15 protein-coding genes and 1 other RNA gene are annotated in these 14,500 nt (G+C 64.9%); 6 read left to right on the top strand and 10 right to left on the bottom strand.

The features are described 5' to 3' along the window. Positions 1–131: 131 nt before the first annotated feature. Positions 132–1,631: a phosphomannomutase/phosphoglucomutase gene (locus ACVIIV_RS05050; RefSeq protein ID WP_456743202.1), complete on the top strand. Its 1,500-nt coding sequence runs from the start codon at positions 132–134 to the stop codon at positions 1,629–1,631. Between the two features lie 165 nt (positions 1,632–1,796). Here the strand turns inward: ACVIIV_RS05050 and ACVIIV_RS05045 are convergent, their stop codons facing one another. The 9 genes from ACVIIV_RS05045 to ACVIIV_RS05005 all read right to left on the bottom strand — a co-directional run bounded on the left by ACVIIV_RS05045 (position 1,797) and on the right by ACVIIV_RS05005 (position 9,313). Continuing rightward, positions 1,797–2,306 (bottom strand): Lrp/AsnC family transcriptional regulator, encoded by a 510-nt coding sequence (locus tag ACVIIV_RS05045; RefSeq protein WP_456743201.1) that lies wholly within the window; start codon positions 2,304–2,306, stop codon positions 1,797–1,799. 98 nt (positions 2,307–2,404) lie between these two features. Beyond that, on the bottom strand, positions 2,405–3,322 hold the full coding sequence (locus ACVIIV_RS05040) for a sugar kinase (RefSeq protein ID WP_456743200.1): 918 nt from the start codon (positions 3,320–3,322) through the stop codon (positions 2,405–2,407). A gap of 13 nt (positions 3,323–3,335) precedes the next feature. Beyond that, the gene (gene nudC / locus ACVIIV_RS05035; RefSeq protein WP_456743199.1) at positions 3,336–4,280 is read right to left on the bottom strand and encodes an NAD(+) diphosphatase; all 945 of its coding nucleotides are present in this window, start codon (positions 4,278–4,280) and stop codon (positions 3,336–3,338) included. A 10-nt stretch (positions 4,281–4,290) separates the two neighbouring features. Then, positions 4,291–4,710 (bottom strand): HIT domain-containing protein, encoded by a 420-nt coding sequence (locus ACVIIV_RS05030; protein WP_100236798.1) that lies wholly within the window; start codon positions 4,708–4,710, stop codon positions 4,291–4,293. Positions 4,711–4,986: 276 nt separating this feature from the next. Further along, positions 4,987–6,114 carry a muconate cycloisomerase family protein gene (locus tag ACVIIV_RS05025; protein ID WP_456743198.1) on the bottom strand — a complete coding sequence of 376 codons (1,128 nt, stop codon included), beginning with the start codon at positions 6,112–6,114 and terminating at the stop codon, positions 4,987–4,989. Beyond that, positions 6,111–6,866 carry an SDR family NAD(P)-dependent oxidoreductase gene (locus tag ACVIIV_RS05020; RefSeq protein WP_456743197.1) on the bottom strand — a complete coding sequence of 252 codons (756 nt, stop codon included), beginning with the start codon at positions 6,864–6,866 and terminating at the stop codon, positions 6,111–6,113. Before ACVIIV_RS05020 ends, ACVIIV_RS05025 begins: the two co-directional genes overlap by 4 nt. Continuing rightward, a complete protein-coding gene (locus ACVIIV_RS05015) occupies positions 6,866–7,672 on the bottom strand; it encodes an amino acid ABC transporter ATP-binding protein (protein WP_456743196.1) in 807 nt (268 codons plus the stop codon). The genes ACVIIV_RS05020 and ACVIIV_RS05015 overlap by 1 nt, the downstream gene beginning before the upstream one ends. Further along, a complete protein-coding gene (locus ACVIIV_RS05010) occupies positions 7,669–8,331 on the bottom strand; it encodes an amino acid ABC transporter permease (RefSeq protein ID WP_456743195.1) in 663 nt (220 codons plus the stop codon). Before ACVIIV_RS05010 ends, ACVIIV_RS05015 begins: the two co-directional genes overlap by 4 nt. Before the next feature lie 124 nt (positions 8,332–8,455). After that, positions 8,456–9,313: a transporter substrate-binding domain-containing protein gene (locus tag ACVIIV_RS05005; protein WP_456743194.1), complete on the bottom strand. Its 858-nt coding sequence runs from the start codon at positions 9,311–9,313 to the stop codon at positions 8,456–8,458. A 185-nt stretch (positions 9,314–9,498) separates the two neighbouring features. On the opposite strand from ACVIIV_RS05005, the gene ffs reads away from it, so the two are divergent. The 5 genes from ffs to ACVIIV_RS04980 all read left to right on the top strand — a co-directional run bounded on the left by ffs (position 9,499) and on the right by ACVIIV_RS04980 (position 12,929). Continuing rightward, positions 9,499–9,595: signal recognition particle sRNA small type (gene ffs, locus ACVIIV_RS05000), an RNA gene on the top strand. A 95-nt stretch (positions 9,596–9,690) separates the two neighbouring features. Further along, positions 9,691–11,514: a DNA polymerase III subunit gamma/tau gene (locus ACVIIV_RS04995; protein ID WP_456743193.1), complete on the top strand. Its 1,824-nt coding sequence runs from the start codon at positions 9,691–9,693 to the stop codon at positions 11,512–11,514. A 28-nt stretch (positions 11,515–11,542) separates the two neighbouring features. Then, on the top strand, positions 11,543–11,863 hold the full coding sequence (locus ACVIIV_RS04990) for a YbaB/EbfC family nucleoid-associated protein (protein WP_061879603.1): 321 nt from the start codon (positions 11,543–11,545) through the stop codon (positions 11,861–11,863). A 1-nt stretch (position 11,864) separates the two neighbouring features. Then, a complete protein-coding gene (recR, locus tag ACVIIV_RS04985; RefSeq protein WP_456743192.1) occupies positions 11,865–12,467 on the top strand; it encodes a recombination mediator RecR in 603 nt (200 codons plus the stop codon). Positions 12,468–12,494: 27 nt separating this feature from the next. After that, positions 12,495–12,929 carry a hypothetical protein gene (locus ACVIIV_RS04980; protein ID WP_456743191.1) on the top strand — a complete coding sequence of 145 codons (435 nt, stop codon included), beginning with the start codon at positions 12,495–12,497 and terminating at the stop codon, positions 12,927–12,929. A gap of 131 nt (positions 12,930–13,060) precedes the next feature. Here ACVIIV_RS04980 and ACVIIV_RS04975 read toward each other — a convergent pair whose 3' ends face one another. Continuing rightward, positions 13,061–14,416 (bottom strand): AmpG family muropeptide MFS transporter, encoded by a 1,356-nt coding sequence (locus ACVIIV_RS04975; RefSeq protein WP_456743190.1) that lies wholly within the window; start codon positions 14,414–14,416, stop codon positions 13,061–13,063. Between the last annotated feature and the right edge of the window lie 84 nt (positions 14,417–14,500).

Raw genomic sequence — 14,500 nt, 5'->3', positions numbered from 1 at the left:
GCCGCTGGCACGTTCTTCGTTACCAAACTGCCGCAATTATCGGCCATAAGCCTTCATTCCCGCCTTTCGCTGCGGCCCGGCATTCGCTAAGGCTGCAGCAAATCCTGCCCCCTTTTCATGAGATCGTCTCAATGTTCCCGAAGCCGAAATCCGTATTGTTGCCCAACACCTACGCCTTCGAATCCGAGCCGATGGTGAAGCCGACGGGCTTTCGCGAATACGACGCGCGCTGGTTGTTCCAGAAGGAAATCAACCTGATGGGTGTGCAGGCGCTCGGCATGGGGCTGGGTGCGCTGATCGCCGAGCTCGGCGTCCGCCAGGAGATCGTCACCGGGCACGATTTCCGCGGCTATTCGGCCTCGATCAAATATGCGCTGATCTCCGGATTGATGGCTGCGGGATGCAAGGTGCACGACATCGGCCTTGCGGTGACGCCGATGGCCTATTTCGCGCAGTTCGATCTCGACGTGCCCTGCGTTGCCATGGTCACGGCCTCGCACAACGACAATGGCTGGACCGGCGTGAAGATGGGCGCCAACCGTCCCTTGACCTTCGGTCCCGACGAGATGACGCGGCTGAAGGAGATCGTTCTGAACGCCGAGTTCAAGAACAGGGCCGGCGGCTCCTACCAGTTCCACGAGAATTATCCGGCGCGCTACATCGCCGACCTCACCTCTCGACCGAAGCTGACGCGCAAGCTCAAGGTCGTCGCGGCCTGCGGCAACGGCACCGCCGGCGCCTTCGCGCCGCAGGTGCTGGAAGCGATCGGCTGCGAGGTGATCCCGCTCGACACCGAGCTCGACCACACCTTCCCGAAATACAATCCGAACCCCGAGGACATGGAGATGCTGCACGCGATCCGCGACGCGGTGCTGCATCACAAGGCCGATGTCGGCCTCGGTTTCGACGGTGACGGCGACCGCTGTGGCGTCGTCGACAACACCGGCGAGGAGATCTTTGCCGACAAGGTCGGCGTGATGCTGGCGCGCGACATGTCGGCGATCCACAAGGACGCGCAGTTCGTCGTCGACGTGAAATCGACCGGCCTGTTCGTCACCGATCCCGTGCTGCAGAAGCAGGGCGCCAAGATCGCCTATTGGAAGACCGGCCATTCCTACATGAAGCGCCGCACCAACGAGATGGGCGCACTCGCGGGGTTCGAGAAGTCGGGCCACTTCTTCTTCAACAAGCCGTTCGGCCGCGGCTATGACGACGGCCTGGTCTCGGCAATCGCGATCTGCGACATGCTCGACCGCGCGCCCGGCAAGTCGATGGCCGACCTGAAGAACGCGCTGCCAAAAACCTGGTCGTCGCCGACCATGTCGCCGCACTGCGCCGACGAGGTCAAATACGGCGTCATCGACAAGGTGGTGAAGCACTTCGAAGGCTTGCAGGCGAAAGGCGCCAAGATCGGCAACCAGTCGATCCGCGATCTCGTCACCGTCAACGGTGTGCGCGTCACGGTCGAGGACGGCAGCTGGGGCCTGGTGCGGGCCTCCTCCAACAAGCCCGAGCTCGTCGTCGTGGTCGAGAGCCCGGTCTCCGAGCAGCGCATGCACGACATGTTCGAGATGGTGAACAGCGTGCTGCGCACCCATCCCGAAGTCGGCGAGTACAATCAGAAGATTTGATGTGAGCTGACCGCTCCGACGGCACACTCCCTCGCCCCGTTCTTACGGGGAGAGGGTTGGGGTGAGGGGCTTCTCTCCACATGTGAGATCGCCGTGGGACCTGTACCCCCTCACCCGGATTGCTTCGCAATCCGACCTCTCCCCGCAAGCGGGGAGAGGTGAAACCTAAGCCGCCACCACCGCCGGGATCGGCAGCGCGGTGACCGACTTGATCTTCTCCATCGCGAAACGCGAGGTGACGTTCTTCAGCGGCACGGCGCTGATCAGCTTCTTATAGAAGACATCATAGGCCTGCATGTCCGCGACGACGACGCGCAGCATGTAATCGACGTCGCCGGCCATGCGATAGAATTCCATCACCTCGGGCATGGCGCTGACGGCTTCGGCAAACTTCTTCAGCCAGGCATCCGAATGATCGGAGCTTTCGACCGAGACGAACACGGAGATGCCGAGCCCGATCTTGTTCTGGTCGACGAGCGCCACGCGCTTGATGATCACGCCGTCGGCCTCCAGGCGCTGGATGCGCTTCCAGCAGGGGGTCGAGGACAGGCCGACACGGTCGCCGATCTCGGCGACGGAGAGGGAGGCATCGTCCTGGAGGACCATCAGGATCTTGCGGTCGATGGCATCGAGGCGGCGGTTGGTCTCGGGGATCTGGACGGCGGCATCGGTCATTTTGAAGAACTTTGTTCCATTTCACGGGTTCATTTCCCTGATATAGAGAAAATCCTTCCACAGCAAGCCTATAATCTGCGCGTAGCAGTGGAATCGCTCTAGGGATGCCCGCGTAAAAACTGTTCAACTTCAATGCGTTGTGGGGCGGCGAGGCCGCCGCCATGGCGGGTGCATTTCAGCGCTGCGGCGGCCGCGGCGAATCGGAGCGCCTCCCGCGCCCCTTTGCCCTCGGCGAGGCGAAGCGTGAAGGCGCCATGGAACACGTCGCCGGCGCCAAGCGTATCGACCGCTTGGACCGGGAAGGCCGGTGTTTCCTCCGGCTGGCTCGTTTCGTTCAGCCAGATCGTGCCATGCGGGCCGCGGGTGGCCGCGATGAAGGCCGGCGTCAGCTTGGCGAGGCGCCTCAGTGCCTCGCCGTCGTCAGCGATGCCGGCCGTCTCCTGCAGCTGCGCGCTGGCGAACAGCAGATGCGAGGCGGCCGTGAGCAGGCCGTCCTGCAACGCCATCGCGCGATCGACGCCGACGATGACGGGAATGCCGCGCCGGCGTGCCTCGGCGCAGAGGGAGGTTGCGAACGCAGCGCAGCGGCTTTCGACGAGCACCGCCTGACAATCAGCGAGCAGCGCGTCGGCGTCGGGCAGCTTCACGCGCCACAGGCCGGGATCGCGATAGATGGTGAGTGTCCGCTCGCCGGAGGGCTCGATCATGATCGCGGAGACCGGCGTCGCCAGGCCCGGCATGCGCACGATGTGCGCGACGTCAATGCCCTCTTGCGCCATCTGCGCGAGAATGAAATCGCTCGACGATTCCCGCGCATCGCCCATCGGCCCCGCGAAGGCGACGCGGCCGCCGAGCCGCGCGATGGCGATCGCCGCATTGAGCGCGTTGCCGCCGCAAATCTCTGCGAGATGGCTGGCGTTCGCCTTGCTGCCGCGTTCGGGCACGGCCTCGACGCGCAGGAGGAGGTCGCGCACCGGCATGCCGATGCAGAGGACACGCGGCGCCATCTCGGCCATCGGTGGTCTCAGCTCAGGCGCTGCTCTTGTCTTGCACCCAACGGCCGAGCAGATGATGAGCGATGGCGAAGGGATGGGGGCCGGCGAGCCCGTCCGGATGCGTCCGCATCAGCATCTTCGCCGCCTCCTCGCGCGAGAACCAGCGCGCGTCTTCCAGCTCGGATTGATCGACCACGACGTCCTCATTCAGCGCCCGCGCACTGCAGCCGATCATCAGCGACGACGGATAGGGCCAGGGCTGAGTCATGTAATACCGCACGTCGGTGCAGCTGATGCCGGACTCCTCAAGGATCTCGCGGCGCACCGCGTCCTCGATGGTCTCGGCGGCCTCGACAAAGCCGGCGAGGCAGGAATACATGCCGGGCGGAAAATGCTTCTGGCGGCCGAGCAGGCATTTGTCGCCGGACGCCACCAGCATGATCACCACCGGGTCGGTCCGCGGAAAGTGCTCGGCCTTACAGGCCGGACAGTCGCGCTTCCAGCCGCCTTCCTTCATGGCGCTACGCGTGCCGCAATTGGCGCAATAGCCGTGGCGCTGATGCCAGCTTACCATCGATTTCGCCATCGCCACGGCCGAGAGCTCCTCGGGTGGGATCGCGCCCTGCATTGCCATGCCGCGCAGCTCAGTCACGGTATAGTCCTCGCGGCCGACCAGCTTCTCGGCAGCCGCCTGCGACAGGCCCATGCCGAACATAGCGGCGCCGTCGCGCAGGCCGAGGAAGATCGTGCCGGGATTGGCGCCGCATTTCAGCGCCTCGTCGACCCCGAGCAGCGCGCGCACCCTGTCGCCCTCGCGCTTCACCAGCAGCGAGTCGCGATAGACCACATAGGCGCGCGATGACGGCTTCTGTTCCAGCGCGAACAGCTTTTCGTCGTCGCGGCGCAGATGCGCGGCGCGATCGAGAATGTTGGTGACGAAGGCCGGCTGTCCCAGCGGAAATGCGTCGAATGCTGACATTATCGTTCTTTCAACCCAACCAGATCTTGCGGCGAAGCGCGCTGATGAAATTCTGAACCTCCGCGGCGTCATGCGCGAGCGGCGGCATCACGCCCCATACCGGGCGCGGCCAGGCCGCATCACTGGTCCGCCGTGCGATGATGTGGACGTGCAGCTGCGGCACGAGATTGCCGAGCGCGGCAATGTTGAGCTTGTCGCACTTGGTGATCTCCTTCAGCGCGCGCGAGACGCGGGAGATCTCGGTCATCAGCTGCGCCTGCTGCACCTCGTCGAGATCGATGATTTCGACCGCATCGACCCGCCGCGGCACCAGCAGCAGCCAGGGATAATGCGCATCCTTGATGACCAGCACCTTCGACAGCGGCAGATCGCCGATATCGATGGTGTCCTCTTTCAAGCGGGAGTGCAGCGACCAGGCGGGTTCGGGCATAGGTGTTTCCGGATGGCCCGGTGGGAGCGGGCTTGTCTGGGACGACCATACGATACCGATTCCCTGAGGGGAAGGATTGCGCCCCGCTGTCACCGCATACGCGGTCGTCGCTTTCTTCTCCCTCTCCCCGTTCTTACGGGGAGAGGGCGGGGTGAGGGGCCTCTCTCCGCGCACGAGATCGTGGAGAGATCTGTACCCCCTCACCCGGAATTCAAACTTCGTTTGAATTCCGACCTCTCCCCGCAAGCGGGGAGGTGAAGGCGAGCGTGCGGCTCCTTACGCCTCCGCGATCACCCGCGCATTGGCGCGGACGGAGGCTTCGCTGACGCGGATGCCGAGGCCGGGGCCGTCGGGCACCACGACATGACCGGCGCGGTTGGCGACGCGCTCCTCCAGCACGTCCTCGGTCAGCACGTGATGCGGCATGTAGAATTCACAGCCGAGCGAGATGCCCGGTGTGGCCGCGATCAGCTGCGTGCCGGCGGCAAGGCCAATGCCGCCCTCCCACAACGTACCGCCATAGCCGGGCAGGCCCGCGATGTCCGCGATCGCCATGATCGCCTGCGCCTCGAACAGGCCGCCGGCCTTCATCAGCTTGATCGAGACGGCGTCGGCCGCTTCGCGCCGCACCACCTCCATCATGTCGCGGCGGTCGAAACAGCTCTCATCCGCGAGCACGGGCGTCTCCAGCGCCGCGGTGAGCTGCGCCATCACGTCGAGATACTTGCGCGGCACCGGCTGCTCGATGAAGGTCGGCGCGAACTCTTCGACGTCGCGCAGGATCTTGATGGCGCCGAACGGCGCCAGCGCCTGATTGTAGTCCACGCGCAGATCGACCTTGTCGCCGAATTCTTTCCGGATCGCCTCGAGATGATCCAGGTCCTCGCGATGCGGTTTTACTCCGGTCTTGACCTTGTAGATGACGTTGCCCTCGGGGACCATCTTGCGCATGCGCTCGAGGTCGGCGGCGAAATCCGGATCGGCGATCGAGAAGGAGAGGGGAATCGTGTCGCGCACGCGGCCACCGAGCAGGTCGGCGACCGAGAGCCCAGACGATTTGCCGATGATATCGAGCAAGGCCATCTCGATCGCGACCTTGGCCTCGGCATGTCCGACCAGCGCGCGGTCCAGCTCCGCCATCAGCGCGCGGATGCGGCGCACCGGCTTGCCGAGCACGATGGGGCGCAGATAGATGTCGAGCGCGGAGAACGCGGCTTCCGGCGTTCCCGTGAACACTTCCCACGGCGCCGCCTCGCCCCAGCCGATCACGCCGTCGCTGGATGTGAGCTCGAGCAGCACGCGCTTCACGGTGCCCTTGACGTTGCCGACGCCCTGCAGGCGCGCCATCTTGATCGGGCTTTCGATCAGGAACAGCCTGATGCGTTCGACGGTTGCTTCGGTCATGTCAGGCCTCCATTGACGTTCCAGACCTGGCCGGTGACGTAGGACGCCTTCGGGGATGCCAGGAAGGCAATGATTTCGGCGACTTCCTCCGGCCGCCCGCGGCGGCGCATCGGGATCAGCGCTTCGGTCGCGGCGATCTGCTCGGGCGACAGCCGGCTCTCGCTCGGCCTGTCCTTGACGATCAGGCCGGGTGCAACGGCATTGACGGTGATGCCGTCTTTCGCAAGCTCTATCGCGGTGAGGCGCACCAGCGCTTCCAGCGCGGAGCGGCTCGCGGCGGTCGCGGCGAACGGCGCGAATTCGGGTCGGATCGCGTGCGCCACGAAGGAGGAGACGGCAACGATCCGCGCGTCACGCCCGGCGCGCAGTAACGGCAGGGCCGCGTCGACGAGACGCGTGAAGGCCAGCGCCGATTCATCCATGGCCCGGCGGAACTCATCCGCCGGCGTGCCAATGGCGCTACCGCGGCGGGCATGGCCGCCGACGAGAACCAGTCCATCGAGCCGACAGAATGCGGCTTGCGTGGCGGCGATGGCGTCGGTGATCGCCGCTTCCTCGGCGAGATCGCCGAGGCACTTTGCGACCACAGCGCCTTTCGCTTCGGCCTCCGCCGCAGTGGCGTCGAGGCCTTCCGCGTTGGAGCCCGTGTGCAGGAGCAGCGCCGTGCCGGGCGCCGCGAGCAGCTTTGCGGTGGCACGGCCGATGCCGCTGGCAGCGCCGGTGACGAGATAGACGCGACTGATATCGGACATCACGATGCCGTTGTGGCCGGCGGCAGCGCGCCGGTGCGGTGGAAATGGCTGAGGAATGCGCGCGTCGCGCTTTCCTTGGGGTTGTCGATCACCTGCCGCGCCGGGCCTTCCTCGACCACGATTCCGTCGCGCATGAAGATCAGGCGGTCGGCAACCTCGCGGGCAAACGCAATCTCGTGGGTCACGATCACCATGGTCATGCCCTCGGACGCCAGCTGCTGCATCACGCTCAAGACCTCGCCGACCAATTCAGGATCGAGCGCCGAGGTCGCCTCGTCGAACAGCATGACCTCAGGCTCCATCGCGAGCGCGCGCGCGATCGCGACCCGCTGCTTTTGCCCGCCGGAGAGTGTCGCAGGGTATTGATCGGCCTTCTCGGCAAGTCCGACCTTGGCGAGCTGCGCCCGTGCGAGCGTCTCCGCGTCGGCCTTCGCCATGCGCCGCACCGTGACCGGTCCCTCCATCACGTTCTGAAGCGTCGTCATGTGCGGGAACAGGTTGAAATGCTGGAACACCATGCCGGTGGTGGCGCGGAATCTTGCGAGCGTCTTCATGTCGGGCGGCTTTACGCCGTCACCGAACGCAAAGCGCGTGTCGCCGACGCGGACGCGGCCGCCGTCGGGCACCACCAGCAGATTGATGCAGCGGAGCAGCGTCGATTTGCCCGAACCTGATGGCCCGATCAGCGCCACGACACCGCCCTTGCCGACGTCGAGATTGATGTTCTTCAAAACCTCGTTGCTGCCGAAGCTCTTGCGAAGGCCACGGATCTCGATTTTCGAAGTATTCTTGGACGTTTCGCTCATTCGCTGACCGCCAATCGCTTCTCGCCGCGGCGAACGAGGATAGTGAGCGGGATCAGGATCGCCGCATAGGCGACCGCGACCGCGGTGTAGGTCTCCAGCGGCCGGTAGCTGTCATGGGCGGCGACCTGGCTCTGATAGACGAGATCGGGCACTGCGAGCACCGAGACCAGCGAGGTGTTCTTGAACTGGATGATCGACTGGTTCATCAACGCCGGGATCATGCGCTTGATCGCCTGTGGCACCACGATGCGCCGCATGGTCTGGATCGCCGTCATGCCGAGCGCGGCGCCGGCCTCCGACTGGCCGCGCTCGATCGAGACAATGCCGCCGCGGATGATCTCCGAATAGAACGAGCCGCCATAGAGCGAGAGCGCCAGCGCCGACGCCGTGATCGGCGTCATCTCGACACCGGCGAGGATCGGCAGCGCGTAATAGAACCAGATCAGCTGCACCAGGATCGGCGTGCAGCGGAACGCCTCGATGAAGGCGAGCGCAGTCAGCCGCAGTGCCTTGATCCGCGACAGGCTGCCGAACGCCCCGAGCAGGCCGAACAGCAGCCCGCACACCACGATGACCACGGTGAAGCCGACGGTGACGCCGAGCCCGTTGAGAAAGAGCCAGCGATAGCTCCAGAGGATGCCGAAGTCCCACTGATACATGCGTGCTTAACTCGGTCGCGGGTGACGTCATTCCGGGGCGCCCGGAGGGCGAACCCGGAATCCAGAGATTGTAGCGCGAGATTCCGGGTTCTCGCTTCGCGAGCCCCGGAATGACAGTGGAAGCTTACAATGACACACCCGGCGGAATATCCGCTTCCGTCACGCCCACCAGCTCCATATTCGTGATGATCGCGTTGCGGATGAAGCCGAGGCCTTTGTTGAAATCGATCCAGGTGTTGACGTAGTCGCGCCAGGTCTTGTCTGCCTCGCGGCGGAAGCCGGCATTCGACGTGGTGGCGAAGATCGGCGTCGGCAGCACGAGCTGGCCGAGCGAGGGATTCTTCTTCAGCACAGTCAGCGACAGCATGGTGATCAGGCACTGCGCGTCGACGCGGCCGGTCTGCAGCGCGGCGGTGGCATCGTCGGCGGTCTTCAGCCGCGTGATCTGGGCCTTCGGCGTCAGGCGGCTGACGACCTGGTCATGCGAGGAGCCCTGGTCGACCGCGATCTTGATGTCGGGCGAGTTCAATTCGGCCCAGCTCTTCGGCTTGAAGTCTTTCTTGCAGAGGATGGCGAAGGCGTTGTTGAAGACCGGCACCGAGAAGTCGACCACCAGTGCGCGCTTCGGGGTCGGGTTGAGACCGAAGAAGATGTCGATCTTGTTGGCCTGCAGGTCGAGCACCGAATTGCCCCAGGTGGTCTCGGTGATCTCGAGCTCGGCCTCCATGTCGTCGGCGAGGCCTTTGGCGATTTCGATGTAGAAGCCCTTCCACTGGCCGGAGGCGAGGTCCTTCATGTAATAGGGCGCGCCGCCGCCGACCGCGCCGATCCGCATCTTCTTGGTCCGGCGGATGCGGGCGAAGGTCGATTCGTTCGGATCGGCGGTCTGGGCCACGGCGGGCGCGGCCAGCGCGGTCGCGGTCACCGCGCCAAGTCCGACACCGAGTCCGACAATCGATGCAACATCACGACGTGTAACCATTGGGAGCAATCGCTTTTCTGGTTGATTGGAAGTTCCGGCAGGCGTTCTTAGCAAGGTGGTCCGTGCTGCGAAAGCACAGCCTATCGGCTGGGCAAACCGAAAATTGCCCGGATGCTGGGCAAACCCAAGCTGTGCGAGCCGATACCCGCTTGCTTTCCGCTCCCTTTGGCCCCAAATAGGGACCGGGAGATTGGCGGTGGACGAGCCACTCGCCAACCGGGTCAGGTCCGGAAGGAAGCAGCCCTAACGAGGTCCGGATCGGGTCGCTCGTCAGTCTCCTACCTGTTTTTCGAGCGAACCAGCGCCGGCGGCATCAGTCGCCAGCGCGCTCCTTTCCGCAAAAGCCGGCCAAGAGACATTTCATTGCGGATCGACCGATGACCGACGCTGGCGCCCCTCCCAATCCCGACAGCGCCGGCCAGGCCGGCAATGCGCCCTACCGGGTGCTGGCGCGCAAATACCGCCCATCCTCGTTCGATGACCTGATCGGCCAGGAGGCCGTGGTCCGTACCGTCTCCAATGCGTTCGAGACCGGGCGCATTCCGCAGGCCTGGATTCTCACCGGCGTCCGCGGTGTCGGCAAGACCACCACCGCGCGCATTCTCGCCCGTGCACTCAACTACGAGATGCCGGATGGCTCGGTGAAGGGGCCGACCATCCACATGCCGACGTTAGGGGTGCATTGCCAGGCGATCATGGAAAGCCGGCACATGGACGTGCTGGAGATGGACGCCGCCTCGCATACCGGCGTCGACGATGTCCGCCAGATCAATGACAGCGTGCGTTATGCCCCGGCCAGCGCGCGCTACAAGGTCTACATCATCGACGAAGTCCACATGCTGTCGACGGCGGCGTTCAACGCCTTCCTGAAGACGCTGGAGGAGCCGCCGGAGCACGCCAAGTTCGTGTTCGCGACCACCGAGATCCGCAAGGTTCCAGTCACGGTGCTGTCGCGCTGCCAGCGTTTTGATCTTCGCCGCGTCGAGGCGGACGTGCTGATGAAGCACCTCGCCAATATCGCCACGAAAGAAAACGTCGAGATCGAGCCGGAGGCGCTCGGCATCATCGCGCGCGCGGCCGAAGGCTCGGTGCGTGATTCGCTGTCGCTGCTCGACCAGGCGATCGCGCATGCAGCGGGGCAGGTGAAGGCTGACGCCGTCAGGCAGATGCTGGGGCTCGCCGACCGCACCCGCGTCATCGACCTCTTCGAGTCGCTGGCGCGCGGCGACATCGCGGCTGCTTTCAAGGAGTTCCGTGACCAGTACGATGTCGGCGCCGACCCGATCGTCGTGCTCTCGGACCTCGCCGAATTCGTCAATTTCGTCACCCGTGTGAAGGTCATTCCGGCGACTGCCGACAATGTCGCCTATGGCGAGACCGAGCGGGTGCGCGCCAAGGAGTTTGCATCGAAAATTTCGATGCGCGTGCTGTCGCGGATGTGGCAGATGCTGCTCAAGGGGATCACCGAGGTGCAGGCCGCAACGCGCCCCGCCGCCGCGGCCGAAATGGTTCTGGTGCGCATTGCCTATGTCGCCGACCTGCCGACGCCCGACGAAGCCATCAGGATGCTGGAGCAGAACGGCGGCGGCTCGCCGGTCGTGAGCGGCGGAAGTGCGGCGCGCAGCGCGCCTTCCGCGCCGGTCGCGTCCGTAGCCCCTGTCCGTATGCCGACATCCTCGCCGTCCTCGTTTGGCGGCGGCGCTGCCCGGCCGCAGATGGCGGCGCCCGCACCGGATCCGCAAGGTGCAGCGCCGCAACTGCGCATCACCAGCTTCACCCAGCTTGTCGCGCTCGCCGGGCAGAAGCGCGACATCATGACCAAGAGCGCGCTCGAAGGCGACATGCGCCTCGTTCGTTTCGAGGAGGGCCGGCTGGAAGTCGCGCTCGAGCCCAATGCCTCAAAGACCATGATCTCGGAGCTTGCGAAAAAGTTCGAGATGTGGACCGGCCGGCGCTGGACCGTGATCGTCTCCAACGAGCAGGGACAGCCGACGCTGCGCTCGGTGAACCAGGCGGCCAAGCAGGAGCATGCGCGTACCGCCGAGGCCGATCCGCGCGTGCAGGAGGTGCTGTCGCGTTTTCCGGGCGCGAAGGTCGTCGAGGTCCGCAGGCTTGCCCCCGAGACGCCGGAAACCAATATTAACGCCGACTACGGCAGTGACGATCCGCTGGACGGTTCCGACGGCGACGACGATCTCTGAGCCATCTTATTCTAAGGACACGTGAGCTATGGCTGACTTTCTCGGCATGATGAAGCAGGCGGCGCAGCTGCAATCCAAGATGCAGGAGATGCAGGACCAGCTCGCCAACGTCGAGGTCGAAGGCATCTCCGGCGGCGGCCTCGTCGCCGTGCGCATGACCGCGAAGATGGACGTCAAGGGCATCAAGATCGATCCCTCGCTGATGAAGGCGGAGGAGCGCGAGGTGCTGGAAGACCTGCTCGTCACCGCGCTCAGTGATGCGCGCCGCAAGGCGGAGACCGCCATGCAGGAGAAGATGCAGGCCCTCACCGGCGGGCTCGGCCTGCCGCCGGGGCTGTTCGGCCAGTAAGATGGGCGCTGTTGCGGGTCCTGAGATCGAGCGGCTGGTCCAGCTTCTCGCGCGGCTGCCGGGCCTTGGTCCGCGCTCGGCGCGGCGCGCGGCGCTGCATCTGATCAAGAAGCGCGAAGCGCTGATGATGCCGCTGTCGTTGGCGCTCCAGGTCGCGCTCGACAAGGTCGAGGTGTGCAAGACCTGCGGCAACATCGACACGCAAAATCCCTGCACCGTCTGCACCGATCCGAAGCGCGATCCCTCCATCATCGTCGTCGTCGCCGATGTCGCCGATCTCTGGGCGTTGGAGCGGGCCAATGCGACCCAGGGGCGTTACCATGTGCTCGGCGCGACATTGTCGCCGCTCGACGGTGTCGGCCCGCAGGACCTCACCATCGACGCGCTGGTGGCGCGCGCGCATGACCCGCAGGTGCACGAGATCATCCTGGCGCTGAATGCGACGGTGGACGGCCAGACCACGGCGCATTACATCACCGACCTGCTTCAGGACGCCAATGTGAAGGTGACGCGGCTCGCTCATGGTGTTCCCGTCGGCGGCGAGCTTGATTATCTCGATGAAGGTACGCTATCGGCTGCGATGCGGCAGCGTACCCTGTTCTAGCCATCCAGACTTTACGGAACGGACGACATGACGAAACTTTTCGCCACACGCTTGGCTTTGGTCGCGATGATGACTTTGCTGGTGAGCCCGGCCATCTCCGCGCAGCAGGGCGACGAGGCGCCGCCGCCGTCCAAGCCCGGCAAGCCGATCAACACCGGCGATGTGCTCTCCGGCGAGCTCAACGCGATGAAGGTGCGCGACGTCAAGAACGGCAAGCGCGTCGCGACCTACCAGATCACCTCGGAACCGCGCCGCCTGCCGCCGCCGAACGGGCTGTGCAATCTCGAGACCGGACCCGAAACCTTCCAGCTCGTCACCTCCAGCGACGCGCAGGCCACGCAGTTGAAATCCTTCGTCGGCAAGGAGATCTCGGTCAAGGTCGACGAGATCGCCTGCGCCAGCGATGCCGGCCAGATGAGCGAAGCCGTGATCACGAAGTGGAGCCTGATCAAGAAGCAGTAGGGGGCTGCGTGTGTGCCGCTCTCTCCGCCGTCATTGCGAGGAGCCCTTGCGACGAAGCAATCCAGACTGCCTCAGCGGTGACAGTCTGGATTGCTTCGCTTCGCTCGCAATGACGAGGAGAGGTGTGAGGGTCACACCCTCACCGGCTCCAGCGTTTCGAAATGCCCGCGCTTCTGCAAATACGCCAGCAGCATCAAGCTCGGGACGGCGACGACGACGGAGATCGCGAAGAACACCGGCCAGCCCGTCGCCTTCGCCAGATAGCCCGCGCCCGACGACAGGTAAGTACGTCCCACGGCGGCGAGCGCCGTCAGCAGCGCATATTGGGTCGCGGTGTGCAGCGGGTTTTGGCACAGCGCCGAGAGATAGGCCACGAATATCACGGTGCCGATGGCGTTGCAGAAATTGTCGGAGGTGATCGCGAGGGTCAGGGCCCATTCGTTGACGCCGACCAGCGCCAGCCACGAGAACGACAGGTTGGACATCGCCTGCACGATGCCGCCAATCCACAGGCTCGTTGCGAGCGAATAGCGCCGGGCCACGAAGCCGCCGGCAAAACCGCCTGCCAAGGTCGCGACGATGCCGACGCCCTTGACGATCACGGCATAGTCGTTCCGCGTGAAGCCGATGTCGATCACGAACGGCACGGTCATGTTGCCGGAAAACGCGTCGGTGAATTTGAACAGCACGACGAAGGCAAGCGCAGCCCATGCTTCCTTTCGCTGCAAAAACTCTGAGAACGCCCCCAGCGCAGCATGGAATACCCGCGTGACCGCGTCCTCGCCGCGCGTGACGGCCTCGGCGCGCTTCGATTGCGCGGGCTCGGTAGCGGCCAGCGCCGTCACCGTGCCGATCAGCACCAGAGCCGCCATCACCACATAGCCCCACATCCAGGCGGCGCCACGAGGGACGATTGCCTCGAAGCCGGTGACGATGAACAAGGCGCCCGCGGTCGATACCAGCATGCCGATGCGGTAGGCGGCGACATAGGCGGCCATGCCGGCGGCCTGCTCGCTTTCGGGCAGGCTCTCGACGCGGAAAGCATCGACGACGATGTCCTGCGTCGAGGACATCGTCGCGACCAGCAGCGCACCAAGCGCGACAAGCAGGGGCGAACGCGCCGGATCGGTCAGCGCCAGCAGCACGATCGCGCCGATCAGCAGCAATTGCGAAAACACCAGCCACCCGCGGCGGCGTCCGAAGGCCTGCGTGAAGAACGGCACGTGCAGCGCATCCACCAGCGGCGCCCACAGGAATTTCAGCGTGTACGGCGTTCCAACCAGCGCAAACAGCCCGATCGTACCAAGATCGACCCCGGCCTCGGCCATCCACACCAGCAGTGTCGATCCCGACAGCGCCAGCGGCAGCCCCGAGGAGAAGCCGAGGAACAGCACGATCAGCACGCGCGGCTGCAGGTAAACGGCAAGACTGTCGCGCCAGGAGGCGGCGGGAGCGTCGGCAGGCGAGGTCGCGTCGGGTGCGGTCATGAGGAGGTGTTAGCAGATTCTGGCCGTGATGCCTCGTCTCCCTCTCCCCGTTCTTACGGGGAAAGGCGGGGTGAGGGGCCTCTC

The sequence above is a fragment of the Bradyrhizobium sp. USDA 4354 genome, from assembly GCF_054060315.1.
The sequence above is the reverse complement of the archived record's forward strand: the minus strand, read 5'-3'. Positions and strand labels throughout refer to the sequence as shown.